Genomic DNA, 24068 nt, shown 5'->3' with positions numbered 1-24068 from the left:
ATGTCGGAGTGGTGCGGGGGATGTGGAGGGGTAGGGGTAGTTGAAGCTTTTGTATGGATAGAGTGAAGCGAACTGTCTAGACACGTAAGATCGGCGGCAGCGTACAGCTTGGCGATCTCAATCGTTTTGCGGTCGGTATGGAAGGGGTAGGGGAACGACCTGAGGTAGAACGCGTGGGATCGTCGGCACCGTCAGATGTGTATAGGGGACAGATCCAGCGCGACGCGCCCCGCCTCGGCGAAGGCGGCCCCCACCTGCTGCGCGATCCGCGGCCCGGTGGTCGACAGGTCGATGAAGCGCCGGGCCCGCTGGCCCTGCAGCACGCCATCCGCCCCCAGCGCCACGGCCCGCACCACATCCGGCGTCGGCAGGCTGCCCAGCACCACGTCGGCCAGGTCGGCCACCTCGCGCGGGCTCTCGGCGCGGCGCGCCCCGGCGGCGACCAGCGGGGCGACCGAGGCCTCCACCCGGTCGCAGACCACCAGGCTGTACCCGGCTTCCAGCAGGCGCAGCGCCATGCGGCTGCCCATCTGCCCCAGACCCACGAAGCCCAACACCGGCTGCGTCATCACGTCTTCTCCCTGGGCGCTGACGGCCCTCGCTGCCGGTCTAGGCAGCGGCGGGATGGCGCACAAGGCAAAACATGATATCGATAACAGGAAATCAGGAGCTGGCGCGCTGGATGATCTCGAAGCGCAGGTCGATCCGCACCTTCTCGTCCGAGCGGCCCTGGATGCGGTCCAGCAGGATCTGCGCTGCCCGCCTGCCGATCTCGGCCCGCGGCAGCCGCAGCGTCGTCACCGGCGGCACCATCTGTCCCAGCAGCTCGAAATTGTCGAAGGCGGCCAGCGCGACGCGCCCGGGGACCGCCCAGCCGCGCCGCTGGCATTCGAAATGCGCCCCGATCGCCAGCACGTCGCCGGCGAAGAAGATGGCATCCGCCTGCGCCCCCTCCACCAGCCGCACCACGGCTTCGGCGCCCGAGGGCAGGCCGGGCGGCATCTCCAGCATCAGCCGCGGGTCCTCGGCCAGGCCCAGCTCCGCCAGCGCCGCGCGGAACCCCGCCTGCCGCGCCCGGCTGCGGTCGTTGTTCGCCGCCGGCAGCGTCACCAGCGCGATGCGGCGATAGCCCAGCCGATGCAGATGCAGCACCATCGCCCGCGCCGCATCCTCGTTGGAATAGCTGACCACCATGTCGATCGGGTCGGGCGCCATCTCGCCGGTCTCGACCACGGGCAGGCCGGCGCGGGCCAGCATCTGCCGCGCGCCATCCGCATGGCGGGTGTTGTGCAGCATCAGCCCCGCCACCCGCTGCGCCAGGAAGGCGGTGATCAGCGCCGCCTCGTCCTCCTCGCGATAGCCGCAATCGGCGACCATCAGCTGGTAGCCCTGGCGCCGCAGCACCTCGGAGACGCCCTGGATGGTCGGCGCGAAGAGCGAATTCTCCAGGCTCGGCACGATCAGCCCGATCACCCGGCTGTTCTGCGAGGAGAGACTTCCCGCCAGCCGGTTCGGCACATAGCCGATGGCCGCCACCGCCGCCTCCACCCGCCGCCGGATCTCCGGAGAGACCTTCTCCGGATCGCTCAGCGCGCGCGAGACGGTCATGGTCGAGACCCCCGCCTGCTGCGCCACGTCGCGCATCCGCGCCGCCGCCCCCCGCTTGCCCTCGGCCTCCGTCACGGTCGACACTCCGCCTCACTCGAGAAGCGCCCCGGAGGCAACCGGCGGCGCAGGGAAGGAACCCAGGCCCCATGACCGAAACCGATGACGACGTCTATGCGATTCATGCCGTCAAATACGCGCATCACGACCGTCCGGCCTATGAGAATTTCATCGGTGCCGATCCGCATGACAATGCCAACATGCCGCTGGACTATTTCGTCTGGGCCATCGTCGGGCGGAGCCGGACCTTCGTCCTCGACACGGGCTTCGACGCACCCACGGCGAAAAAGCGGGGCCGCACCCTGATCTGCACCCCGGCCGAGGGCCTGTCCCGCATCGGCGTCCAGGCGGACCAGGTGAAGGACGTGGTGCTGTCGCACATGCATTACGACCATGCCGGCAACAGCGACATGTTCCCCGCCGCGCGCTACCACCTGCAGGACAAGGAGATGGCGTACTGCACCGGCCGCTGCATGTGCCACCAGGTGCTGCGCGCGCCTTTCGAGCCGGCCGATGTCCAGGCCATGGTCGGCCGCCTCTTCGAGGGCCGGGCGCGGTTCCACGATGGCAGTTCCGACCTGGCCCCGGGCATCAGCCTGCACCATGTCGGCGGCCATTCGCTGGGGCTGCAGGTGATGCGGGTGAAGACGCGGCGCGGCTTCGTCGTCCTCGCCTCCGACGCCACCCACTTCTACGCCAATTTCCGGCAGCGCCGGCCGTTCCCCATCGTCGCCGACGTGGCGCAGATGCTGGAGGGCTATGACACCCTGCACCGCCTGGCCAGCTCGCCCGACCATATCATCCCGGGGCATGACCCGGCGGTGCTGGACCTCTACCCGGCTTCCGCCCCGGGGCTGGAAGGGCAGGCGGTGCGGCTGGACGCCGATCCCGTTTGAGCCAGGGCGGAGCCTAGACGGCGCGCACCCAGCCGCCATCGACATCCAGGACCGAGCCCTGGATGTAGCTGGCCTCGGGCCCGAGCAGGAAGGCGGTGGCCGCCGCGATCTCCTCTGGCGTGCCGAAGCGGGCGACGCCGGTGGAGGCCGCCAGCGCCGCCGCCGCCGCCTCGGCATCCAGCCCCTGCTCCTGCTGGACGGTCGCGATCCGCGCCGTCAGCCGGTCGGTGCGGATGCTGCCCGGGTTGATGGCATTGACCCGGACGCCGTCGCGCACGCCGCGATCGGCGAGCGCCTTGGTCAGATTGGCCATGGCCGCATTGACCGCGCCGCCCACGGTGAAATCGGCGCTGGCCACCCGCCCGCCGACCCCGGCGATCAGCACGATCTTTCCCGAGACCTTCTGCAGATGCGGCCAGGCGGCGCGGCACAGCCCGACGCCGCCGAACAGCTTCAACGCGAAGCCCTGCTGCCAGGCATGGTCGTCCAGGGACAAGAAGTCGCCGCGCGGGGTGGCGCCGGCGCTGTGCACCAGCAGGTCCAGCCCGCCGAACCGCTTCACCGCCTCGGCCACCGCGGCCTCCGCGGCGCCGGCGCCGGCCAGGTCGGCCGCAAAGGCGGCGCAGCCCGGCAGGGCGGCGGCCTCGGCCTGCAGCGCCTCGGCCGAGCGGGCCACCAGCAGCACGCGGGCGCCCTCGGCGGCGAGCCGCCGGGCGATGGCCAGGCCGATGCCACGGCTGGCGCCGCTGACCAGGGCGGATTGTCCAGAAAGCGTCATGCGCGTCGCTCCAGCAGAGAGGGGTAGGGCCGTTCCCGGCATCCTGTCACCTTGGCGCCGGCTTGGCACGAGCGCCCGGGGGGCGCAGGCCGGCGGCCCGGCAGCGGCAGGCGCCGCGGCCGCGTTCCGTCGCCGCGTCCACCCTCGGCCGAAACCACAGGGCGGCCTGCCGGCTTTCAGCCCAGCCCGACGCCAGTCCCGGTGCTCGGCCCGCCGGAGACCTGCCATGGCGCCGCCCGAGAAAGCCCTGCAATCCTGCGCCGGCAACAGCCATCTGCGGCAGATCGTGGCGGGGGTGAGCGACGGGGTCATCCTGGTCTCGCCGGACCACCGCATCGTCTGGGCGAATGACCGGGCGCTGGCGGTGCACGGGGTGGAGACGCTGGCCGAGCTCGGCGGCACCGCGGCCGGCTACCGCGCGCGCTTCGAGCTGCGCTACCGCAACCGCCACCCGCTGGGGGCGGGGGAGTATCCGATCGAGCGGGCGCTGGCCGGCGAGAGCCTGGACGAGGTGGTGGTCGAGGTCGCCGCGGCCGGCGCGGAGGCGCCGGGCTGGACGCATCAGGTGCGCAGCCTGGTGCTGGTCGACGCGGCGGGCGAGCCCGAGCTGCTGGTGCTGATCATCGACGACCAGACCGAGCGCTACAGCGCCGAGCAGCGCTTCGAGCGGGCCTTCAACGCCAATCCCGCCCCGGCGCTGATCCTGCGCCTGCAGGATTTCCGCCATATCCGGGTCAATCGCGGCTTCCTGGAGATGACCGGCTACCGCGAGGAGGATGTCGTCGGCCGCTCGGCCTTCGAGGTCGATGTGCTGGAAGGCGCCGCGCGGCGGGAGCTGGCGGTCGAGCGGCTGGGCGAGGGCCGCACCATCCCGCAGATGGAGGCGCGGCTGCAGCTGCCCAACGGCGCCGAGAAATGCGTCATCGTCGCCGGCCAGCCGATCGAGATCGGCGAGACCCGCTGCATGCTCTTCACCTTCGCCGACCTCGACGGCCGCCGCCAGGCGGAGCTCGCCCTGAAGCAGTCGGAGGAGCGCTTCGCCCTGGCCTTCCGCCTGGCGCCCTATCCGATGCTGCTGGCGGCGCAGGAGGGGCTGCGGGTAATGCTGGCCAACGAGGCGCTGACCCGCGAGACCGGCCATGCCCAGGTCGACGTGGTCGGCCGCGACGCGCGCGACGTGCCGCTGTGGAGCGATCCGGCCGCGGACGAGGCGCTGCAGGCGGCAATGCGGCGGGAGGGCAGCCTGCACGACCTGCCGCTGGCGCTGCGCCACAAGGATGGCCGCGCCCTGCCCAGCCTGGTCTCCGCCGAGGCGGTGGAGATCCGCGGCCAGCCCTGCGTGCTGCTGGCGGCGCATGTGCTGCCGGCGCGCGACCACAGCCGGGCGGAGATCGCCGCGGCGGTGGCGGCGGTGATGACCGATCCCGAGCTCATCGCCGCGGCGGTGCTGGACCGGCTGGCCCGCGGCAGCCGAACAGAGGCCCCGGCGGCGGCGGTGGTGACCGGGCTGGCGCCGCGCGCCCGCGAGATCCTCGCCCTGGTCTCGGAAGGGCTGGACGACGCCGCCATCGCGGCCCGGCTCGGCCTGTCGCGCATCACGGTGCGCAACCACATCAACGGCCTCTACCGCCGCACCGGCGCCAACAGCCGGCCGCGGCTGATTGTCTGGGCGCGGGAGCGCGGCATCGTCGGCGCCGCGGCGGCGGCGACGCCCGCCGCCCGGGGCTGAGACCCGGCTGCACCAGCCATCCTGGTGCAGCCGAACCAGCCGGGGCCGCGACCCGGCGGCCGGCGGCGAAACCCCGGTGCCGGCGGCTGGTTGACATGCACCACCGGGGATCATGGTGACCCCGCCATTCCGAAGAGGTGCAGCATGGACAAGGATCGGATCGCCGGCGCGGCGAAGCAGGCCGTCGGCAGCGTCAAGCAGGCGGTCGGCAAGATGACCGGCGACGCCAAGACCGAGGCCGAGGGCGCCGCGCAGAAGGCCGAGGGCAAGGCGCAGAACGCCGCCGGCGGCGTGAAGGACAAGCTGCGCGACGTGGCCGGGCGCTGATCGCCTCGATGAAGCGCTGATCGCCGCGGCCGGGCGCCTGCCCGGCCGCGGCATGTCGGCATGGACTGTTCTGACCTGGCCATCCGCCAGAGGAGACCCGCAGTGGCTGTTGTCCATTCTCCCTATCCCGCCCAGGACCCGCTGGTCGTGGCGGGCGGCGCCGTGCCGTTCCATCGCCGCATCTCCTGGGGCGCCGTCCTGGCCGGCGCCGCCATCGCCATCACCACGGGGCTGACGCTGAACCTGCTGGGCGCCGCGGTCGGCGCGACGCTGGTGGACGCGACCGCGCGCGACACGCCGGGCGCGACCAGCTTCGGCATCGGCGCCGCGGCCTGGCTGCTCGTTTCCAACCTGATCGGCCTGGGGCTCGGCGGCTATGCCGCGGCGCGGCTGTCCGGCAGCCCGGACCGGACCGACGGCGCGCTGCATGGCCTGACCGTCTGGGCGACCAGCATCCTGGTCTCCGCCCTGCTGCTGGGCAATCTGGCGAGCGGCATCGCCCATACGGCGGTGAGCAGCGCCTCCTCGCTGCTTGGCGGCGTGGCGCAGGGCGCCGGCTCGGTGGTCTCCACCGCCGGCGAGCAGGCGGCGAACCGCACCAGCAACCAGACGCTGCAATCCGGCGCCCAGGCGCTGGTCGACCGCGTGCAGAACGCGCTGAGCGGCGGCGGCGACCCGGCCTCGATGACGCCAGACCAGCGCAAGGCGGAGATGGCGCGGCTGGCCGCCAAGCGGGTCTCGGATGGCAGCCTGACGGCGCCGGACCGCGAGCGCCTGACCGCGCTGGTGGCCGCCGAATACGGCATCAGCCCGCAGGAGGCGCAGCAGCGCATCCAGCAGGCCGAGCAGCAGGTGCAGCAGGCCACGCAGGAAGCCGAGCAGCGGGCGCGCGCCGCGGCCGACGCCACGGCCAAGGGCGCCGCCTGGGCGGCCTTCTCCGCCTTCGTCACCCTGCTGCTGAGCGCGATCGTCGCCCTGCTGGGCGCCCGCCGCGGCACCAGCGCGCTGCGCGCCTCCAGGCTCTGAGGCCAGGCCCGGCGCAGGTCGTCCCCGTCAGGGGGCAGCCTGCGCCGGCATGTCGCCCGGCGCGGCAGGATCGCGCGCCGTCACTCCAGGGTGATCCTGGCGTCGCGCACCACCGCGCCGATCTTGTCGCGCTCCGCCAGCATGAACTGCGCCAGCGCCGGCGGATCGGCGGTGGCGACCTCGGCGCCCATCTCCAGCAGCCGGGCGCGCTCGGGCGCCGCGCCGATGATGGCGTTGACCGTGGCATTCAGCTTCGCCACCACCGCCGGCGGCATCCCCGCCGGGCCGATCACCGCATACCATTCGTCGATGGCGAAGCCGGGCAGGCCCGACTCGGCGATGGTCGGGATCTCGGGCAGGTAGGGCGCCCGCTCGGCCGAGGTCACCGCGATGGCCCGCAGCCGCCCGTCGCGCACGAAGGGCAGGGTGGAGCTGGCATTGCCGAACATCAGCTGCAGCGACCCGCCGGCGAGATCCGCCAGCGCCGGCCCGCCGCCGCGATAGGGCGCATGGGTCATGCTGGTGCCGGTCGCCAGCTTGAACATCTCGCCCGAGATATGCACCGCCGAGCCGATCCCCGGCGAGCCGAAGGCCAGCTCGCCGGGCTTCTGCTTCGCCAGCGCGATCAGCTCGGCGACGCTGGTCACCGGCAGGCGCGGATGCACCACCAGGATATTGGCGACGCGGGCGTGGAGGGCGATCGGCGTGACGTCGCGGATCGGGTCATAGGCCGCCTGGCGCTGCATCGCCGGCATCGAGATCAGCGTGCTGGTCACCATGCCGATGGTGTGGCCGTCGGGGGCGGCGCGGGCCAGCTCCACCGTGCCGATGGCGCCCGAGGCGCCGCCACGGTTGTCGATCACCACCGGCTGGCCGAGGGCGGCCGCGAGCGGCGCCTGCAGCTGGCGCGCCAGGATATCGGCGGTGCCGCCGGGCGGCCAGGTGACCACCAGGCGCAGCGGCCGGCTGGGCCAGTTCTCCTGCGCGCGGGCGAGGGCAGGGGCGGCCAGCGCCGCCGCCAGCAGGGCACGTCGTTGCATCTGTCTTCCTCCCCTGTCGCGGCCGCGCCTCTTGCCTGGGCATCGGTCCGCGGGTCTCAGCTCAGGCGGCGGACCAGCCGCCATCCACCGGCAGCGCGGCGCCGGTCAGGTCGGCTGCCGCCTCGCTGCAGAGCCAGGCGGCCAGCCCGGCCACCGCCTCCAGGCCGATGAAGCGCCCGGTCGGCTGCTTGCCGTGCAGCACCGCGGCCGTCGCCGCCTCGCGCAATTCGCCGCGCTGCATGGCGGCCTCGATGCGGGTCTCGATGCCGGGCGTCAGGCTGGTGCCGGGGCAGAGCGCGTTGCAGGTGATGCCCTGCTTCGCCGTCTCCAGCGCGACGGCCCGTGTCAGCCCGATCAGCGCCGTCTTGGTGACGACATAGCCGACGCGGTCGACGGCGCCGACCAGCCCGTAGATCGAGGACATGTTGAGGATGCGCCCGAAGCCCGCCGCCTGCATCGCCGGCAGCGCCAGGCGGATGCAGTGGAAGGCGGCCGAGAGGTTCACCGCGATGTCGGCGTCCCAGTCCTCCGCAGGCATTTTTTCAATGGGCCCGAAATGGCGGGTGGCGGCGTTGTTGACCAGGATGTCGATGGGGCCGACGCCGGCCATCAGCGCCGCGATGGCCGCCGGATCGGCCAGGTCGGCGCGGTGGTAGGCGACATCCACCCCATGCCGCGCGGCAAGGCCGGCGCGCACCGGCCCGGCCTCGTCCGCTGTCGCCAGCCCGTGCAGATGCAGCGCGCAGCCCTGCGCCGCCAGCACCTCGGCCACCGCCAGCCCCAGCCCGCCGGTCGAGCCGGTGATCAGCGCCCGGCGGCCCTGCATCGAACGGCGCATCGAACCCTCGGCTTCACCCAATTGACCGTCCCTCCCGGATAGGCCACCTTGATATCGATAACATCAGGGCGCGGCAAGCACCCGATCACCGGAGAGGATCCTTCCACCATGCCCCGCATCCCCCGCCGGCCGCTGCTCGGCGCCGCCGCTGCCCTGCTGGCCTGCCCCGGCCTGCTGCGCGCCCAGTCCCGACCCGTGCGGCTGCTGGTGCCCTATGCCCCCGGCGGCGGCACCGACATCTTCGCGCGGGCGCTGGCCGAGGGCCTGACCGAGACGCTGGGCGCGACCGTGCTGGTGGAGAACCGCGCCGGCGCCAATGGCTCGATCGGCTCGGAGGTGGTGGCGCGGGCCGAGCCGGACGGGCAACTGTTCCTGGTCGACACCGGCAGCCATGTCATGAACAGCTACACCATGCCGAGCCTGCCCTATCAGCCGCTGCGCGATTTCTCCCCCGTGGCACTGCTGTCGAAGTTCCCGCTGCTGCTGACAGCCTCCGCCAGCGCGCCGTTCCGCGACGTCGCGGGGCTGATCGCCGCGGCCAAGGCGAGCCCGCGCAGCATCGGCTTCGGCACCTCGGATGCGGCGATCTCCTATGCCGGCAACCTGTTCACGCGCCTGGCGCAGATCGAGATGGTCGAGGTGCCCTATCGCGGCGCCGCCCCGATCCTGAACGACCTGGTCGCCGGGCATCTGCCGACGGGGTGGAACAGCACGGTGGCCGCGGCGCAGCATCTCTCGGCCGGGCAGATCCGCGCGCTCGGCGTCACCACAACAGCGCGCAGCCCGCTGCTGCCCGAGGTGCCGACCCTGGCCGAGGCCGGTATCGCCGGCTACGACTTCGCCGGCTGGTACGTCATGGTCGGGCCGTCGAAGCTGCCGCCCGCCATCGCCGCGCGGATGCACCAGGCGGTGCTGAAGACGCTGGAGCTGCCGCGGGTGCGCGAGCGGCTGCTCTCCATCGGCGCCGATCTCGGCGTGCTGGGGCCGGAGCCGCTGGCCGGCTTCCTGCGCGAGGAGGATGCGCGCTGGGCGCAGGCCTCGCGCGACGGCCTGATCAGCCGGATGCCGTGAGCATGACGCAGCAGGATTACGCCGGCGCCGCGCTCGGCCGCTTCATCGCCGATTTTCCCGCCGACGGCTTCTCGCCCGCGCTGTGGCATGAGGGGCGGCGCTCGCTGCTGAACTTCTTCGGTGGCGCGCTGGGCGTGGCGCAGGACCCGGCGGTGGCGACGGCGCTGAAGGTGATGGCGCCCTTCTCGGGGCCCGAGCGCGCCACGCTGATCGGGCGGCCGGAGAAGCTCGACGCCATGGGCGCCGCCTTCGTCAACTGCATCGCCGCCAATCTGCTCGACTTCGACGACACGCATCTGGAGACGGTCATCCACCCGACCGCCGCCGTGGCACCGCCGCTGCTGGCGCTGGCCGAGCTGCGCGGCTTCTCCGGGGCGGCGGTGCTGGAGGCCTTCCTGATCGGCGCCGAGGTCGAGTGCCGCATCGGCGTCTCGGTGTCGCCCGGGCATTATGCGCGGGGATGGCATATCACCTCGACCTGCGGGGTGTTCGGGGCGGCGGCGGGCTGCGCGCGGCTGCTGGGGCTGGACCCGGCGCAGAGCTGGACGGCGCTGGGCATCGCCGCCAGCCAGTCGGCCGGGCTGGTGGAGAACCTGCCCTCGGCCGCCAAGAATGTCGGCATGGGCAATGCGGCGCGCAACGGGCTGCTGGCCGCGCTCTTCGCCGAGGCGGGCTATGGCGCGGCGCCGGCGGCGATCGAGGGCAGGCTGGGCTGGGCGCGCGCCATGGGCGACGCTCCTGACGTGGAGCGCATCACCGGCGGCCTTGGCGCGCGGTGGGAGATCGCGCGCAACACCTACAAGCCCTATCCGGCGGGGATCGTCTTCCATGCGGTGATCGACGCCTGCCTGGAGCTGCGCGAGGGGCTGGGGGAGGTGGCGGACATCCTGGTGGAGGGCGACCAGCTGCTGCTGGACCGCGGCGACCGGGTGCTGCGCAACGAGCGCGACGCGCGGGTCAGCATCCATCACTGCGTGGCCGTGGCGCTGTCGCGCGGCCGGGCCGGGGTCGAGGATTTTTCCCTGGCCGCGGTGCAGGACGCCGAGGTCGCGGCGCTGCGCGGCAAGGTGCGGGCGGGGCTGGATGCCTCGCTGCCGCGCGGGGCGGCGCGGGTGAGCGTGGTGCTGGCGGACGGGTCCCGGCGGGTGGCCGAGGTGCGGGCGCCGCGCGGCAGCGAGGGCCGGCCGATGTCGGATGCCGAGCTGGAGGCGAAGTTCTTCGCCAATGGCGGCTCTGCGGCGCAGGCGGAGGCCGTCTGGGGCTTGGACCGGGGCGCGTCGGTCGGGCCGATGATGCGCCTGTTCGCTGCCCGATAAACAAAGTTGATGGGGGTGTGGGGGATGAATTCATTCCTCCCCCACGCCTGCCTACCTGTTCCTGGCCAGCATCCGCTTGGCGGCCACATAGCCCCAGGTCATGTTCGGCCCGATGGTGGTGCCGGCGCCGACCGACCGCGTGCCGAGCGGATTGGCCATGGCGACGCCGGCGCAGAACAGGCCGGGGATGACGCTGCCGTCGGCGCGCAGCACCTCGGCCTGGTCGTTGGTGCGCGGACCGCCCTTGGTCGCCAGGATCGAGCGGTTGAAGGGCATCGCCAGGAACGGCGCGGTCGCGATGGGATCCAGCCCGGCGCGGCGGCGCTTGTCGATGGCGGCGGCGTCGCGCCTCGCCGGGCGGCCGAATTCTTCGTCTTCGCCCGCGGCGGCCGCGGCGTTGAAGCGCTCGACCGTCGCGCGCAGCGTCGCCGGGTCGATGCCGATCTTCGCGGCCAGCGCCTCGATGCTGTCGGCGCGGCGCAGCCAGGCCGGGTCGTGCCGCGCCGCCCAGCGCACCAGCGGCAGGCGCCGCAGCATGGCCGCGTCGCTGATCACCCAGGCGGGCAGGTGCTGCGGCTGGCCGTCGGCATCGCGGCTGTCGATCAGCTCGCCGATGTTGAAGCGCAGCTCGTTGACGAAGCGCTTTCCCTTGCGGTTGACCAGGATGGCATTGGGCTCGGTGTGGAAGGGCACCGGCATGGCCAGGATTTTTCCCTGGTACCGCTTGGGGATCGAGGGGGTGAGGGTGGCCTGGTCCATATGCGCGAGCGCGGCGCCGACGGCCGCCGCCATCTTCTGGCCGTCGCCGGTGTTGCTGTCCGGACTGCCGAGATAATCCACCGGCCCCGGAAAATGCCGCTGCAACAGGGAAGTGTCCCATTCGAAGCCGCCGGTCGCGATCAGCACGCCGCGGCGGGCGCGGTATTCCCTCCGGACGCCGCGCTGCTCGACGATGGCGCCGGTCACCGCGCCGGTGCCGTCGGTGGTCAGCGACAGGGCGCGGGCGCCGCGCTCGATGCGGCAGCCGCTGTCCAGGCAGCCGCGCAGCAGGCCGATGATCAGCGCCGTGCCCTTGCCGCCGGTGCTGGTCAGCACCCGCCAGAGCAGCCGCGGCCAGAGCTGGAGGGCGGTGCGGATCGGGTGGTGATAGAGATCGGTCTCGACGGCTTCGTGATAGGTGAAGACCTCGGGAATGGTGGAGCGGCGCACCGAGAAGCCCAGCCAGCCGAGCTGCCAGCGGCTGAGCGGCAGTGGCGACATCATCCGGCCTCGAGGCTTGGCGCCGGGCAGGTCGCGCAGCGGATCGGGCTCGGGGGTCAGGGCGAAGCGCAACGGGCTGTGCGCCTCGACGAATTCCAGCATCTCCGGCGCCGTCGCGACGAAGCGCTGCCAGAGGGCGTCTTCCGTCTTCGCCCAGCCCTCCGGCGCGGCGGCGCGGATATAGGCCAGGGCTTCCCCGGGGCTGTCCTCGATGCCGGCGGCGCGGGCATGGTGGCTGGCCGGGATCCAGGTGCCGGCGCCGGACATGGCGCTGGTGCCGCCCAGCACCTCGGCCTTTTCCAGCACGGTGACGGACAGCCCGCCGACGGCGGCGGCCAGCGCCGCGGTCAGCCCGGCGGAGCCGGAGCCGAGGACGAGGACATCCGTGTCGATGGGCGGAAGCGTGCTCATCCCTCGCTTCTAATCGGTTTTCCCAAAGGGTAAAGTTTCAGCGGGCGTAAAGCTTGCCCTGCCCCCGGAACGAAGGCAGAATCATCCGCCCGCGACAGCGCCGTTGCGGAGGCTGGCGGGACACAGAGAACGGCCCATGAACAATTGCAAGCATCCGGCGCCGTTCCGCGGTAGCATCGCCGCATGAGCGACATCAGCAGATCGGGCCGCCGCCGCCGGCTGCCCTGGGACTTCCACCCGTCCCTGACCGAGGAGCGGCTGATCGCCGCCGCCGGCCTGCTGGTGCGCGGGCGGGAGGATGCGGTGTCGCAGGCCGACTACTGGGCCGGCGACGATGCCTGGTCGATCGGCTGCCGCGCCTATTCCTTCACCAAGCACCAGGTGCGCGCCGCGGCCGAGAACGGCCGCTACCACTGGCTGAAGGTGCTGGACCACACGCATCACTTCGTCTTCATGATCGACGACGTGCCAGTGCGCTTCTACCGCGGCGACGCCGAGGATCCGAGCAAGCGCACGCTGCTGCGGCAGCAGCTGGAGGCGAACCAGATCTCCATGGTCTTCGGCCGGGAATTCGAGGAGGAGGGGGTGATGTTCCGCCTCGCCATCGAGACCGACGAGGACGGGCATGTCAGCCGCGTCGTCTTCCTGGCGCTGCGCGGCGAGCAGGGCGTGGTCGAATGCTTCTGGCCGGTGCCGATGGCCGAGCGTGCCGCGGCCAAGGTCGAGGCGCCGCGCGGCCGCCGCAACAGCGCCGCGGCCCTGCAGCTGCCGCTGCTGCCGGGGGCCGGGCCGGCGCTGCCCTCCGCCGCACAGGGCAAGGCCGGCCGCCGCGCGGGCGGCCGGCCCGCGCCGTCGCGGAAGACGGGTTGAGAGCAGGAGACTTCAGCTGCTGGTCCGGTTGCGGATGATTTCTTCCCCCATGCAGAGAAACGCCGAAATGTTATCAGTCATAAGGTAAGGAATAAGGCGTTCGACATCGTCATCGGGGAAATTCCACCACTTGAGAGCAAGGAGCTTCTGTAGGGTTGCCTCATCGAAGCGAAACTTGATGACTTTTCCTGGATTGCCCACGACCACGGCGTAATCTGGAACATCCTTTACCACGACTGTCTTCGCACCGATGACCGCACCATGGCCAATGGTAACGCCGGAGCCGATGAATGCATCTACCCCAATCCAAACATCACTACCTATGATTACATCACCTTTGGTATCATGATCCTGCAAGTCGGGCGGTAAGCTGATCCAGTGCTTCTGTAATGCTTTGAACGGATAGCTCGTAACGGTATCAATCCGATGGTTGCCGAGCGCTACCTTGACGCCGGACGCGATAGAGCAGTACTTCCCTATACTGAAACGGGCCATGTGCTTCTCTATAAAGGATGGAATTCCGTAAGTATGCTCTCCTACGTTCCAGCCGAATTTAGCAATTTCCCCTCGCAGTGCAATGCGTGTTTCATGTCTGATACCTCGTTCCGTCCCTCTTTCTGTCAAGCGAAGAGTAATTGCAGGATTAGGCAAATGTATTCCATTTAATTGGATCTTGCCATCAATTATTTCGAATTGATCAAATATTATTGTGACTTCATGCTGCCAGTTAAGCAATCTTAAATTTCCGTTTTCGATTCTCCAGTATCGTTCATTCTTATGGTTGTAGCCTTTTAAAGTTCCATCAGGAAGAAATCTAAGTACTTCTGTAACGATCGGCCCATTTACTTTTGAGAATTGCCAGAATCGACCATTAATATTGCTATATGTGATGTTCATTCATTACTCGCAATGATTATTTCATGTAAGAGATGCCGTATCATCATTTATTTCTTCGATCAAGGATTTGATCTGTCCGTCCACGCTGTACGGCCCTCCAGCGGATAGGCCGGGTCGTTGTAGCCGGGCGTCGAGGGGTGGCCCGGCGGCACCAGGCGGTCGACCAGCGCCTCGTCCTCGGCGGTGAAGCTGTAGTCGAGGGCGCCGAGATAGTCCTGCCACTGCGCCTCGGTGCGCGGGCCGGCGATGGGGGCGGTGACCAGGCTGTTGTTCAGCACCCAGGCGACGGCGAACTGGCCTGCGGTGATGCCGCGGCTCTCGGCATGGGCGCGCAGCGTCTGGGCGATGGCGATGCTTTCTGGCCGCCACTCGGTCTCCATCATGCGGCGGTCGGCGCGGGCCGCGCGGCTGCCGGGCTCGGGCGCCGCCTGGCTGGCGTATTTGCCGGTCAGCACGCCGCGGGCCAGCGGGCTGTAGGGCACCACGCCCAGGCCGTAATGCGCGCAGGCCGGCAGGTGCTCGACCTCGGGCATGCGGTTCAGCGCGTTGTAATAGGGCTGGCTGACCACCGGGCGGTCGATGCCGGCCTCGTCGCAGAGGCGGCAGATTTCCGCCACCCGCCAGCCGCGATAGTTGGAGACGCCGAAATGGCGGATCTTGCCGGCGCGCAGCAGCTCGGCCAGCGCCCGCACCGTCTCGGCCAGCGGCGTCGCATGGTCCTCCTTGTGCAGGTAGAGGATGTCGATGGTCTCGGTGTCGAGGCGCTTCAGGCTGTCCTCGGCCGCCTGCAGCACGTGCCGGCGCGACAGCCCGCGGTCGTTCGGGCCGGGGCCCACCGGATTGGCCAGCTTGGTGGCCAGGATCCAGTGGCGGCGATCGGCGCGGATGGCGCGGCCGACCACCTCCTCCGACCGGCCGCCATTATAGGCATTGGCGGTGTCGATGAAGTTGATGCCGTGGTCGCGGGCATGGTCGATGATGCGGGCGGAGGTGGCCTCGTCGGTGGCCTCGCCGAACATCATGGTGCCGAGGCAGAGCGGCGAGACCTTCAGCCCGCTGCGGCCGAGGTTGCGATACTTCATGGGGCTTCCTTCCTGGGGGATCAGCGCAGCTCGCGGACCGGGGCGCCGGCGCGCCAGGCGGCGATGGCCTCGACCATGTCGGGGAAGAACTGGGCGTAGCTGCCCTCGGTGACATAGCCGAGATGCGGGCTCAGCACCGCGTTCTTCTCGGCGCGCAGCGGATGGTTCTCAGGCAGCGGCTCGATGTCGTAGACGTCGAGGCCGACGGTGATGCGGCCCTGCCGCAGGGCGTCGAGCAGGGCGGCCTCGTCGACCAGCGGCCCGCGCGAGGTGTTGACCAGCACGGCGCCTTTCTTCATGGCCGCCAGCTCGGCGCGGCCGACGACGCCGCGCGAACGCTCGGACAGCACCAGGTGCAGGCTGACGACATCGGACCCCGCGAACAGCGCTTCCTTGCTCACCTGCCGCACGCCGACTTCCGCGCAGCGCTCGGCCGAGAGGTTCTGGCTCCAGGCCACCACCTCCATGCCGAAGGCGCGGGCGACGGGCACCATCTGCGCGCCGAGCCGCCCGAGGCCCGCCAGCCCCAGCACCCTTCCATGCAGCACGCGGCCGATGCTGGCCTGCCACAGCCCCTGCCGGATGCGGGCATCCTCCTGCGGGATCTGCCGCATCGCCGCCAGCATCAGCGCCCAGGCGAGCTCGGTGGTGGCATGGAGGGATTCGCCGCCGCGGGTGTGGCAGACGGTGATGCCCTGGGCGCGGGCGGCGGCCAGGTCCAGCGCGCGATTGTGCGCCCCCGTCGTCACCAGCAGCCGGAGGTTCTTCAGCTGCGCCAGCAGCGCGGCCGGCATCGGCTGGCGCTCGCGCATCAGGCAGACCACCTCGTAATCGGCGAGGACTTCTGCGGCCTGCTCGCCCAGCGGCTGGTCGAAGAAGTCGATCCGGGCCTGGTCGCCGAGGGACTCCCAGTCGGCGAGCGTCGCGCCCACCCGCTGGTAGTCGTCGAGAACCGCGATGCGCATGGCTTTTCCCCCTCCGGCGTCGGGCGCGCATCCTGCGCCCGGTTCTACCGGCCCGCCAAGGGGGTAGGTCAGCGAAGCGGCCGCATCCAGGCGACCGGCCGGAGGATGACGGCCGCGCCGGCGACGAGGCGGGTGGGCGCCAGCCTCCCGGCATGCTCTTCGCCGCCACGCCGCCCGGTCCGGGGCAGGCCGGCCGACTGCTCGACCGCCTGCCCGGACCGATCGAAAGACGTTACTCCGCCGCCTGGCGCCCGGCGCCGACCAGGCCCTGGCGCTGCGCTTCCGCCAGGCCGATGTCGAGAACCTCGGCCACCACCGCGAAAAGCTCGTCCACCTGCGCCCGGGTGATGATCAGCGGCGGGCAGAAATACACGGCATCCGGGCTGGCGCGGACGATCAGCCCCTTTTCCATCGCGGCGTTCTGGATCAGCGCGCCGATGCCGGCGGCCGCCGGCAGCACCGTGCGGCTGGCCTTGTCGGTCACCAGTTGCAGCGCGCCGATCAGGCCGACGCCGCGCGCCTCGCCGACCAGCGGATGGTCGAGGAAGCTGCGCAGCTTCGCCTGGAAATGCGCGCTCACCTCGGCGACATGGCCGATGATGTCGCGCTCCTCGTAGATCTTCAGCGTCTCCAGCGCCACCGCCGAGGAGACCGGGTGCCCGGCATAGGTGAAGCCATGCGCGAAATTGCCGAGCTTGCCGGCATGCGCGGTGATGGCCTCCGCGATCGGCGCGCTGATCAGCGTCGCCGAGATCGGCAGGTAGGCCGAGGACAGCGCCTTGGCCACTGTCATGATGTCCGGCTCGATGCCGAAGGTGTCGCAGCCGAACATCTGGCCGGTGCGGCCGAAGCCGCAGATCACCTCGTCGGCGATCATCAGGATCTCGTATTTCCGCAGCACCGCCTGGATGCGCGGGAAATAGTCCTTCGGCGGCACGATGACGCCGCCGGCGCCGTTCACCGGCTCGGCGATGAAGGCGCCGATGGTCTCGGGGCCCTCGCGCAGGATGAGGTCCTCCAGGTTCTTCACCAGGCGGTCGGTGAACTGCGCCTCGGTCTCGCCCGGCTCGCCGTAGAGATAGTGGCTGGGGCAATCGGTGCGCAGCACCGGCCCCATCGGCAGGTCCCAGTCGACATGGTTGTGCGCCAGGCCGGTCAGGCTGCCGGAGAAGACGGTGATGCCATGGTAGCCGCGGTGCCGGCCGATGATCCGCTTCTTCTCCGGCCGGCCGAGGGCGTTGTTGTAGAACCAGACCAGCTTGGCCGCCTGATCGTTGGCCTCCGAGCCGGAATTGGCGAAGAGCACCTTGGACAGGCTCTTCGGCGCGATCTTCAGCAGGGCTTCCGCCAGCTCGATGCTGGGCTCGGTCGAGCGGCCGTTGAAGATGTGGTAGGTCGGCAGCTTCTCCATCTGCCGCACCGCCGCCTCGACCAGCCGCTTCTCCGAGAAGCCGAGCGAGGTCGACCACAGCCCGGCCATGCCCTCGAGGTAGCGCTTGCCGGAATCGTCATGCACATAGACGCCGTCGCCCTGGGCGATGATGGTCGGCCCGGCCTCCTTGTGCTTCTCCAGATTGGTGTAGGGATGGATCAGCGAGGCGACGTCGCGGGCGGCGAGCGAATTCGGATTGCTGGTCATGGCGCGGGCTCCCAGGGCGGCTTGCGTGATGAATCGCTAGCCCGCCGGCAGGGCGCCGTGACAGGGCCAGTTGCGCGAATTCAACCCTGCCAGCCGGCCACGACCTCGGGACGTTTTCTGGCGGCCGCGCGGGTCTCCGGCCGCAGCGTCTCCAGCGCGCGCCCGAGGCCTGCCAGCCCGGGCTCGATCCGCTCGGTGCCGATCGAGGCGAAGCCCAGACGGAAACTTCCCAGCCCCTGGCCCGGCTCATCGTAGAAGAATTCGCCGGGCTCGATCAGCACGCCCTGGCCGCGCGCGATCTCGGCCAGCTGCCGCGCCGACACGCCGGACGGCGCCGTGACCCAAACGCTGCTGGCGCCGAGCCCCCGCTGCGTCCGGCAGCCGGGCAGATAGGCCGGCAGCAGCCGGTCCATCAGCCGGGCGCGCTCCGCCAGCACCAGGCCCACCCGCCGCAAATGGCTGCGGTAGTGGCCGAGCCCGATGAAGCAGGCCAGGCTGCGCTGGTTGTTGCCGGGCGGGTGCCGCATGATCAGCCGGCGCAGCGCGCGGAGCTCGGCGATCACCGGCGGCGGGGCGACGACGAAACCGAGCCGCAGCCCCGGCGACAGCGTCTTCGAGAAGCTGCCGACATGGATCACCCGCCGCGTCGGGTCCAGCGCCCGCAAGGGCGGCGGACGCGTGCCCTCGGGGAAGAGGTCGGTGTCGTATTCATCCTCGACCAGGATGATGTCGCGGGCGCGCGCCAGCCGCAGCACCGCCTGCCGCCGCTCGGCCGACATCATCGCCGAGGTCGGGCTCTGGTGGCCTGGCGTCAGCAGCACCAGCTCGCAGCCGGCGAAGGCGGCATCCGGCACCGCGCCCTCGGCATCCACGGCCAGCCGCTGCAGCCGCTCGGTCTGCAGCCGGGCCATGCGGCGGAGATCCGGATAGCCCGGCTCCTCCATCCCCACCACCGTCTGCCGCCCGGCGAACAGCCGCAGGATCAGGTACAGCGCCTGCTGCGCGCCGAGCGTGAACATCACCTCGGCCGGCTCCGCCCAGATGCCGCGGCGCGGCAGCACCTGCTGGCACAGCTGCTCGATCAGCGCCGGATCGTCCTCGTCGATGCGGTCCACCGCCCAGCTCTGGATGGCCCCGGCGCTGGAGGCGAGTTTCACCGCCTCCCGCCATTCGGCCGCCGGGAACAGCGCCGGATCCAGCTCGCTGGACAGGAAAGGATAGCGGTAGCGCTGCCAGTCCACCGGCTTGGAGGAATGTGCCGTCCGCCCCGGCCGCACGGCGAAGCGCTGCTCCCAGCCCTCCTGCGGCGCCGGCGCCGGCGGCAGCCCGGCCGGCGCGGCCTCCTGCGGCGCGACATAGATGCCACTGCGCTCCCGCGCCAGGAGCAGCCCCTCGTCGACCAGCTGCTGATAGACCTCGACCACGGTGATCCGCGCCACCCCCAGCAGCCCGGCCAGCCGCCGCCCCGAGGGCAGCCGCGTCCCCGGCGCCAGCCGCCGCGCCGCCATCGCCTGCATCAGCGCCCGGCGGATCTGCGGCTTCAGCTGCCCGCCGGCACGGTCGATGCCGGCGAACAGGCCGGTCCATTCAAGCTCGGGGTCGCGTGCCATGGCGGCGATGATCGGCAAACTGCCGCCCCGGAGCAAGCGACCTCGACAGCCGCGCGAGGCCGGGCTCTGATGCGGCACCCTCGAAAGGAGCAGCCCGCCCATGCCCATGATCCGCGTCGAAATGTTCCCCGGCCGCACCGTCGAACAGAAGCGCGCCCTCGCCAAGGCCCTGACCGAAGCCTTCGTCACCCATGGCAAGACCACCCCGGAAGCGGTCAGCATCATCTTCGTCGACGTCGCCAAGGAAGACTGGGCGACGGCGGGCGTGCTCGCCAGCGACAAGCAGTAAGATCGGGGGGAAGTATCCCCCCGAATCCCCCCTCTATTTCTATCAGAAAGAAAAACATGGCCACGGCGCTGCTTTGGGCAGGATTCTTTCTGGTCAACTTCAACATCGCCATGATGATGCCCCTGCTGCCCTTCATCCAGGAAGCAGGTCACCTCACCACCCATCAGGCCGGCCTCGTCCTCGCCGCCTTTCCCGTGGCCGCGCTGCTGTCCAACCTGGCGCTTGGGCCCTGGATTGACCGCTTCGGCCGCCGCCGCTTCATCCTGGCCGGCAGCGCCGCCGTCGCCGTCACCCTGGCGGCCACGACGCTGGGCAGCGGCGTCGTCTGGCTCACCCTCTGCCGGGCCGCCACCGGCCTCTTCATGCCCATGATCGGCGCCTGCCTCTTCGCCGCCATCGCCGACTACCTGCCCGAGGACCGCCGCGCCCGCGCCGCCGGACAGGTCACCACCGCGGCGCCGATCGCCTTCCTCGCCGCCATCTCGCTCGGCGTCATCCTGGGCGGCCTGGTCGCCTGGCAGGTGCCGCTGCTGCTGGCCTCGGGACTGGCGGTGCTGATCGCCCTCGGCGCCGCCCGCCTGCCGCCTACCCCTGTCCATGCCCTGGCCAGCGGCCGCGTCACCCCCGAGACCTACCGCCGCCGCCTGCTGTCGCTCTCGATGAGCCGGCAGACCCGGCTGCTCTTCACCAGCTACTTCGCCTGGTCGGCCGCGGTCTTCGGCTTCCTCGGCCTCTACCCGGCCTGGGCGGTGCAGCGGGGCCTGGCCGGGCAGGGGGCCGGCACCATCGGCACCCTGCTGCTGCTGGGCGAGGTCGGCGGGCTGCTCGGCGCCCTGCTGGCCACCCGGGTGCGCCACGGCCCGCTGCGCTTCTGCGGGTTGGCCGGGCTGGCCACCGCGCTGACCGTCGCCGTGGTGCCCTTCGGCGTCGATCTGCCCTGGTACCAGGCGCTCGCCTATGGCGGCTTCGCCTTCGGCCGCGACCTGATGCTGGCGCTGATCCTGGGCGGCGCCATGCTGCTGGTCCCCGCCGCCGAGCGCGGCAGCCTGAACGCCCTGCTCAACGCGATCTACCAGACCGGCGCCACGCTGGGCGGCATCATGGCCGCCTGGCTCTACGCCTGGCGCGACGATTTCTGGGCCAATGCGCTCTTCGCGGGTGTCCTTTTCTTCATCTCCGCCCTCCAGCTGCTGCGCATCGGCGACGCCCGGCGGCGCTGAGGCAACCCGCCGGCCCAAGGCCGCGTTGCCGCTGCGGCAGGAGGGATGCGCCATGCGCCTTGGTGGACCGGAAAGCGGCAATGTCGAGGATCGGCGGGGCCGCGGCGGCGGCGGCATCGCCATCGGCGGGCTGGGCGGCGTCGCCATCCTGCTGGTCTGCCTGTTCCTGGGCATCGACCCCTCGGTGCTGTTCAGCGACAACCAGTCGCCGGCGCCGACCCAGCGCGAGGCGAGCCGGGACCCGGGCGCGCGCAACGCCGCCCCTCAGGACGATGCCGGCCGCCGCTTCATCGCCCAGGTGCTGGGCGAGACCGAGCAGGTCTGGACCGCCCAGTTCCAGGCGATGGGGCGGCAGTACCAGGCGCCGGTGCTGGTGCTGTTCAGCGGCGCGACGCAGTCCGGCTGCGGCGGCGCCCAGGCTCAGATGGGGCCCTTCTACTGCCCCAACGACCGGCGGGTTTACATCGACCTCGATTTCATGGCGCAGCTGCAGCAGCAGCTCGGCGCCCGCGGCGATTTCGCCGCCGCCTATATCGTGGCGCATGAGGTCGGCCACCATGTGCAGAACGAGCTCGGCGTGCTGCGCCGCGCCGATGAGCTGCGCCGCGGCAACGACGCCAATGCCGTGCAGGTGCGGGTCGAGCTGCAGGCCGACTGCTTCGCCGGCCTTTGGGCCAAGCGCGCCAACGACGCGCGCCAGATCCTCGAGCCCGGCGATGTCGAGGAGGGGCTGAACGCCGCCGCCGCCGTCGGCGACGACCGGCTGCAGCGCCGCGCCGGCGGCCGGGTGCAGCCCGAAAGCTTCACCCATGGCTCCTCTGAGCAGCGCGTGCGCTGGTTCCGCCGCGGGCTGGAGAGCGGCGCGCTCTCCGCCTGCGACACCTTCTCGAACGGGCGGGGCTGAGCGCCCGCCCGTCCGCTTTCCGGCTACTTGAAGCTGCCGGCCAGCGCCTCGGTCACCTTCCTGGCGAAGCCAGCGGGGTCGCGCGGCGCGTCGCCATCCTGCAGCCGGGCCAGGTCCAGCAGCGTGCCGGCAGCCTCGGCCAGGTCGGTCTCGCCGCTTTCGGCCAGCCGGCGGATCAGCGGGTGGCGCGGATTGACCTCCAGCACCGCGAAGCTGCCGCCCGCGCGGCCGGCGCGGCGCAGCAGCCGCTGCATCTGCAGGTCCGGCCCCATCGCCGAGGCCGAGAGCAGCACCGCGCTGTCCACCAGCCGGTCGGACGCCCGGACCTCGGCGACCTCGTCCTTCAGCGCCTCGGTCAGCTTCGGCAGCAGTGCGGACAGATCGGCAGCCTCGGCGGTCTCGCCTTCCAGCGGCAGCTGGCTCAGGTCGATATTGCCCTGGGTGATGCTGCGGACCGGCTTCTCCTCGAAGCGGTCCAGCCGCTCCGGCCAGAAGCTGTCGATCTGGTCGGCCAGCAGCAGAACCTCGACGCCACGCGCCCGGAAGCCCTCGAGCTGCGGGGACTTCGCCAGCGCCTCGGTGTCGTCGCCCACCAGGTAGTAGATGTCCTTCTGTTCGGGCTTCATGCGGGACACGTAGTCGGCGAGCGAGGTCCAACCCTCGACGGAGGACGACCTGAAGCGGATGAGCGCCGAAAGATCCTTGCGGTGCTCGGCATCCTCGTAGAGGCCTTCCTTCAGGATCGGCCCGAAATTCTCCCAGAAGCCGGCATAGCTCTCCGCGTCCTTGGCGCGGCTCTTCAGCTCGCCCAGGACCTTGGCCGTCACGGCGCGGCGGATGCGGGCCAGGACCGGCGTCGCCTGCAGCATCTCGCGCGAGACGTTCAGCGGCAGGTCCTCGGTGTCCACCACGCCGGTGACGAAGCGCAGCCAGGGCGGCAGCATCCCCGCCTGGTCGGTGATGAACATGCGCCGGACATGCAGGCGCACGCGGCTCTCGCGCTCGCCCTCGACCGCCTGGAACGGCTTCATGCCGGGGACGAAGAGCAGGGCCGAGAAGTCCAGCGCACCCTCGGCCCGCCAGTGCAGCGTCGCCCAGGGGGTGTCGAAGGCATGGCTGACATGGCGGTAGAACTCGGCGTAGTCGTCTTCCGAGATCTCCGACTTCGGCTTGCGCCACAGCGCGGTGCCGGCATTGGCCGGCTCCTCCTCGCCGTCATGCACCAGCACGATGGGCACGGTGATGTGGTCGGCCCATTTGCGGATGATGGTCTGCAGCCGGATCGGCTCCAGGTACTCGCCGGCATCCTCCTTCAGGTGCAGGACGATGTCGGTGCCGGGCTCGGCGCGGCTGGCCGGCGCCAGGGTATAGTCGCCGCGGCCCTCGGAGGCCCAGCTCCAGGCCTCCTCGCTGCCGGCATGGCGCGAGGTCACCTCGACCCGGTCGGCCACCATGAAGGCCGAGTAGAAGCCGACGCCGAACTGGCCAATCAGGCTGGGCCGGTCCTCGGCCTTGGCATCCGCCACCTTGCTGGCGAAGGCCAGCGTGCCGGAGCGGGCGATGGTGCCCAGGTTCTGCCCGAGCTCCAGCTTGGTCATGCCGATGCCGGCATCCGAGATGGTGATGCTGCGGGCCGCCTTGTCGGGCAGGATGCGCAGCTTGCTGTCGGCCGGCAGCGCGAGCTCGGGATTGACCAGCGCCTCGAAGCGGCGCTTGTCGATCGCGTCGGCGGCATTGGCCACCAGCTCGCGCAGGAAGATCTCCCGCTCCGAATACAGCGCGTGCACCACCAGGTCGAGCAGCCGCCCGACCTCGGCGTTGAATTCATGCCGCTCAACAGTCTCGCTTCCCGTGGGCTCGCTCACCGATGCATCTCCTTGCGCGGTCGTCTGGCGGGCCACGATATGCGGGAGGCGCGGGCGGGATTCAACGGGGGCGGGGCACCGCGGCCCTGGCCTTGCGCGCCGCTTCCGGGCATGCATCCGGGATGCAGCCCGAGACCCTGACCCGCGACCCCGCAGATGCCGCCCGGCTGGAGGCCATGGCCGAGCAGCTGGCTGCCAGCGGCGACTACCGCGTGCTGCGCCGGATCTCTCCCCGTGCGCCGGTCACCCCGCCCGAAGGCGTCCCGGTGCGACAGGGCATTGTGCTGGACCTCGAGACCACCGGCCTCGACCCGGCCCAGGACGAGATCACAGAATTCGCCATGCAGCCCTTCCCCCACCGCCCGGCAGG

The 24068-nt window shown here is 71.0% G+C and carries 22 protein-coding genes and 1 pseudogene; 11 read left to right on the top strand and 12 right to left on the bottom strand.

The window, feature by feature from the left end; all coding sequences use genetic code 11:
* Nucleotides 1-191: 191 nt before the first annotated feature.
* On the bottom strand, nucleotides 192-569 hold the full coding sequence (locus tag BKE38_RS10055; protein ID WP_076957184.1) for an NAD(P)-binding domain-containing protein: 378 nt from the start codon (nucleotides 567-569) through the stop codon (nucleotides 192-194).
* Nucleotides 570-663: 94 nt separating this feature from the next.
* Nucleotides 664-1692, bottom strand: coding sequence for a LacI family DNA-binding transcriptional regulator (locus tag BKE38_RS10050; RefSeq protein ID WP_207553536.1), 1029 nt, complete (start codon nucleotides 1690-1692; stop codon nucleotides 664-666).
* 62 nt (nucleotides 1693-1754) lie between these two features.
* On the opposite strand from BKE38_RS10050, the gene BKE38_RS10045 reads away from it, so the two are divergent.
* Nucleotides 1755-2561 carry an N-acyl homoserine lactonase family protein gene (locus tag BKE38_RS10045; protein WP_076957182.1) on the top strand — a complete coding sequence of 269 codons (807 nt, stop codon included), beginning with the start codon at nucleotides 1755-1757 and terminating at the stop codon, nucleotides 2559-2561.
* Nucleotides 2562-2574: 13 nt separating this feature from the next.
* On the opposite strand, the gene BKE38_RS10040 is transcribed toward BKE38_RS10045, so the two are convergent.
* The gene (locus BKE38_RS10040) at nucleotides 2575-3339 is read right to left on the bottom strand and encodes an SDR family oxidoreductase (protein WP_076957181.1); all 765 of its coding nucleotides are present in this window, start codon (nucleotides 3337-3339) and stop codon (nucleotides 2575-2577) included.
* 226 nt (nucleotides 3340-3565) lie between these two features.
* Here BKE38_RS10040 and BKE38_RS10035 point away from each other — a divergent pair, with 226 nt between their 5' ends.
* From BKE38_RS10035 to BKE38_RS10025, 3 genes are all read left to right on the top strand, one after another.
* Entirely contained in the window at nucleotides 3566-5068 is a 1503-nt protein-coding gene (locus tag BKE38_RS10035; protein WP_076957180.1) for a PAS domain S-box protein, read from the top strand.
* A 144-nt stretch (nucleotides 5069-5212) separates the two neighbouring features.
* Nucleotides 5213-5395 (top strand): CsbD family protein, encoded by a 183-nt coding sequence (locus BKE38_RS10030; protein WP_076957179.1) that lies wholly within the window; start codon nucleotides 5213-5215, stop codon nucleotides 5393-5395.
* Nucleotides 5396-5497: 102 nt separating this feature from the next.
* Nucleotides 5498-6421 carry a hypothetical protein gene (locus BKE38_RS10025; protein WP_242662302.1) on the top strand — a complete coding sequence of 308 codons (924 nt, stop codon included), beginning with the start codon at nucleotides 5498-5500 and terminating at the stop codon, nucleotides 6419-6421.
* 80 nt (nucleotides 6422-6501) lie between these two features.
* Here BKE38_RS10025 and BKE38_RS10020 read toward each other — a convergent pair whose 3' ends face one another.
* Both BKE38_RS10020 and BKE38_RS10015 read right to left on the bottom strand, forming a co-directional pair.
* Nucleotides 6502-7461, bottom strand: coding sequence for a tripartite tricarboxylate transporter substrate binding protein (locus tag BKE38_RS10020; RefSeq protein WP_076957178.1), 960 nt, complete (start codon nucleotides 7459-7461; stop codon nucleotides 6502-6504).
* A gap of 61 nt (nucleotides 7462-7522) precedes the next feature.
* A complete protein-coding gene (locus BKE38_RS10015) occupies nucleotides 7523-8299 on the bottom strand; it encodes an SDR family oxidoreductase (RefSeq protein WP_207553535.1) in 777 nt (258 codons plus the stop codon).
* A 108-nt stretch (nucleotides 8300-8407) separates the two neighbouring features.
* On the opposite strand from BKE38_RS10015, the gene BKE38_RS10010 reads away from it, so the two are divergent.
* Together BKE38_RS10010 and BKE38_RS10005 are read left to right on the top strand one after the other, a co-directional pair.
* The gene (locus BKE38_RS10010; RefSeq protein ID WP_076957177.1) at nucleotides 8408-9370 is read left to right on the top strand and encodes a tripartite tricarboxylate transporter substrate-binding protein; all 963 of its coding nucleotides are present in this window, start codon (nucleotides 8408-8410) and stop codon (nucleotides 9368-9370) included.
* Between the two features lie 2 nt (nucleotides 9371-9372).
* The gene (locus BKE38_RS10005; RefSeq protein WP_076957176.1) at nucleotides 9373-10686 is read left to right on the top strand and encodes an MmgE/PrpD family protein; all 1314 of its coding nucleotides are present in this window, start codon (nucleotides 9373-9375) and stop codon (nucleotides 10684-10686) included.
* 51 nt (nucleotides 10687-10737) lie between these two features.
* Here BKE38_RS10005 and BKE38_RS10000 read toward each other — a convergent pair whose 3' ends face one another.
* Entirely contained in the window at nucleotides 10738-12357 is a 1620-nt protein-coding gene (locus BKE38_RS10000; RefSeq protein WP_076957175.1) for an FAD-dependent oxidoreductase, read from the bottom strand.
* 183 nt (nucleotides 12358-12540) lie between these two features.
* On the opposite strand from BKE38_RS10000, the gene BKE38_RS09995 reads away from it, so the two are divergent.
* The gene (locus BKE38_RS09995; protein WP_076957174.1) at nucleotides 12541-13227 is read left to right on the top strand and encodes a hypothetical protein; all 687 of its coding nucleotides are present in this window, start codon (nucleotides 12541-12543) and stop codon (nucleotides 13225-13227) included.
* Nucleotides 13228-13239: 12 nt separating this feature from the next.
* Here the strand turns inward: BKE38_RS09995 and BKE38_RS30745 are convergent, their stop codons facing one another.
* The 5 genes from BKE38_RS30745 to BKE38_RS09970 all read right to left on the bottom strand — a co-directional run bounded on the left by BKE38_RS30745 (nucleotide 13240) and on the right by BKE38_RS09970 (nucleotide 19420).
* Nucleotides 13240-14124: a CatB-related O-acetyltransferase gene (locus tag BKE38_RS30745; RefSeq protein WP_083747436.1), complete on the bottom strand. Its 885-nt coding sequence runs from the start codon at nucleotides 14122-14124 to the stop codon at nucleotides 13240-13242.
* A gap of 59 nt (nucleotides 14125-14183) precedes the next feature.
* Nucleotides 14184-15206, bottom strand: coding sequence for an aldo/keto reductase (locus BKE38_RS09985; protein ID WP_076957173.1), 1023 nt, complete (start codon nucleotides 15204-15206; stop codon nucleotides 14184-14186).
* Nucleotides 15207-15226: 20 nt separating this feature from the next.
* Nucleotides 15227-16171, bottom strand: coding sequence for a D-2-hydroxyacid dehydrogenase family protein (locus BKE38_RS09980; protein ID WP_076957172.1), 945 nt, complete (start codon nucleotides 16169-16171; stop codon nucleotides 15227-15229).
* Nucleotides 16172-16403: 232 nt separating this feature from the next.
* Complete coding sequence (locus BKE38_RS09975) at nucleotides 16404-17810, bottom strand: aspartate aminotransferase family protein (protein ID WP_076957171.1); 1407 nt, start codon at nucleotides 17808-17810, stop codon at nucleotides 16404-16406.
* Between the two features lie 80 nt (nucleotides 17811-17890).
* Nucleotides 17891-19420: an aminotransferase-like domain-containing protein gene (locus BKE38_RS09970; RefSeq protein WP_076957185.1), complete on the bottom strand. Its 1530-nt coding sequence runs from the start codon at nucleotides 19418-19420 to the stop codon at nucleotides 17891-17893.
* A gap of 100 nt (nucleotides 19421-19520) precedes the next feature.
* Between BKE38_RS09970 and BKE38_RS09965 the strand changes: the two genes are divergently transcribed.
* From BKE38_RS09965 to ypfJ, 3 genes are read left to right on the top strand one after another with little or no spacing between them, the layout of a single operon-like run.
* Entirely contained in the window at nucleotides 19521-19709 is a 189-nt protein-coding gene (locus BKE38_RS09965; protein WP_076957170.1) for a 4-oxalocrotonate tautomerase, read from the top strand.
* Nucleotides 19710-19765: 56 nt separating this feature from the next.
* The gene (locus tag BKE38_RS09960) at nucleotides 19766-20929 is read left to right on the top strand and encodes an MFS transporter (RefSeq protein WP_076957169.1); all 1164 of its coding nucleotides are present in this window, start codon (nucleotides 19766-19768) and stop codon (nucleotides 20927-20929) included.
* A gap of 52 nt (nucleotides 20930-20981) precedes the next feature.
* On the top strand, nucleotides 20982-21833 hold the full coding sequence (ypfJ, locus tag BKE38_RS09955) for a KPN_02809 family neutral zinc metallopeptidase (protein WP_076957168.1): 852 nt from the start codon (nucleotides 20982-20984) through the stop codon (nucleotides 21831-21833).
* A gap of 23 nt (nucleotides 21834-21856) precedes the next feature.
* Here ypfJ and htpG read toward each other — a convergent pair whose 3' ends face one another.
* Nucleotides 21857-23698: a molecular chaperone HtpG gene (htpG, locus tag BKE38_RS09950; RefSeq protein WP_076957167.1), complete on the bottom strand. Its 1842-nt coding sequence runs from the start codon at nucleotides 23696-23698 to the stop codon at nucleotides 21857-21859.
* A gap of 122 nt (nucleotides 23699-23820) precedes the next feature.
* Here htpG and BKE38_RS30740 point away from each other — a divergent pair.
* Nucleotides 23821-24068 (top strand): annotated as a pseudogene (locus tag BKE38_RS30740) (exonuclease domain-containing protein); the annotation flags it as partial.

It is taken from the genome of Teichococcus deserti (genome assembly GCF_001982615.1).
Classification (GTDB): Bacteria; Pseudomonadota; Alphaproteobacteria; order Acetobacterales; family Acetobacteraceae; genus Pseudoroseomonas; species Pseudoroseomonas deserti.
This window is presented reverse-complemented; position numbering and strand designations above follow the sequence as displayed.

Bases quoted from the DNA above. Each gene is read 5' to 3' on its own strand.
- ypfJ (WP_076957168.1), top strand. From the start codon at position 20,982: ATGCGCCTTGGTGGACCGGAAAGCGGCAATGTCGAGGATCGGCGGGGC.
- BKE38_RS09995 (WP_076957174.1), top strand. From the start codon at position 12,541: ATGAGCGACATCAGCAGATCGGGCCGCCGCCGCCGGCTGCCCTGGGAC.
- BKE38_RS30745 (WP_083747436.1), bottom strand. From the start codon at position 14,124: ATGAACATCACATATAGCAATATTAATGGTCGATTCTGGCAATTCTCA.
- BKE38_RS10045 (WP_076957182.1), top strand. From the start codon at position 1,755: ATGACCGAAACCGATGACGACGTCTATGCGATTCATGCCGTCAAATAC.
- BKE38_RS09960 (WP_076957169.1), top strand. From the start codon at position 19,766: ATGGCCACGGCGCTGCTTTGGGCAGGATTCTTTCTGGTCAACTTCAAC.
- BKE38_RS10000 (WP_076957175.1), bottom strand. From the start codon at position 12,357: ATGAGCACGCTTCCGCCCATCGACACGGATGTCCTCGTCCTCGGCTCC.
- BKE38_RS09980 (WP_076957172.1), bottom strand. From the start codon at position 16,171: ATGCGCATCGCGGTTCTCGACGACTACCAGCGGGTGGGCGCGACGCTC.
- BKE38_RS09975 (WP_076957171.1), bottom strand. From the start codon at position 17,810: ATGACCAGCAATCCGAATTCGCTCGCCGCCCGCGACGTCGCCTCGCTG.
- BKE38_RS10010 (WP_076957177.1), top strand. From the start codon at position 8,408: ATGCCCCGCATCCCCCGCCGGCCGCTGCTCGGCGCCGCCGCTGCCCTG.
- BKE38_RS10040 (WP_076957181.1), bottom strand. From the start codon at position 3,339: ATGACGCTTTCTGGACAATCCGCCCTGGTCAGCGGCGCCAGCCGTGGC.
- BKE38_RS10005 (WP_076957176.1), top strand. From the start codon at position 9,373: ATGACGCAGCAGGATTACGCCGGCGCCGCGCTCGGCCGCTTCATCGCC.
- BKE38_RS09965 (WP_076957170.1), top strand. From the start codon at position 19,521: ATGCCCATGATCCGCGTCGAAATGTTCCCCGGCCGCACCGTCGAACAG.
- BKE38_RS10055 (WP_076957184.1), bottom strand. From the start codon at position 569: ATGACGCAGCCGGTGTTGGGCTTCGTGGGTCTGGGGCAGATGGGCAGC.
- BKE38_RS10015 (WP_207553535.1), bottom strand. From the start codon at position 8,299: ATGCGCCGTTCGATGCAGGGCCGCCGGGCGCTGATCACCGGCTCGACC.
- BKE38_RS09985 (WP_076957173.1), bottom strand. From the start codon at position 15,206: ATGAAGTATCGCAACCTCGGCCGCAGCGGGCTGAAGGTCTCGCCGCTC.
- BKE38_RS10030 (WP_076957179.1), top strand. From the start codon at position 5,213: ATGGACAAGGATCGGATCGCCGGCGCGGCGAAGCAGGCCGTCGGCAGC.
- BKE38_RS09970 (WP_076957185.1), bottom strand. From the start codon at position 19,420: ATGGCACGCGACCCCGAGCTTGAATGGACCGGCCTGTTCGCCGGCATC.
- BKE38_RS10035 (WP_076957180.1), top strand. From the start codon at position 3,566: ATGGCGCCGCCCGAGAAAGCCCTGCAATCCTGCGCCGGCAACAGCCAT.
- BKE38_RS10020 (WP_076957178.1), bottom strand. From the start codon at position 7,461: ATGCAACGACGTGCCCTGCTGGCGGCGGCGCTGGCCGCCCCTGCCCTC.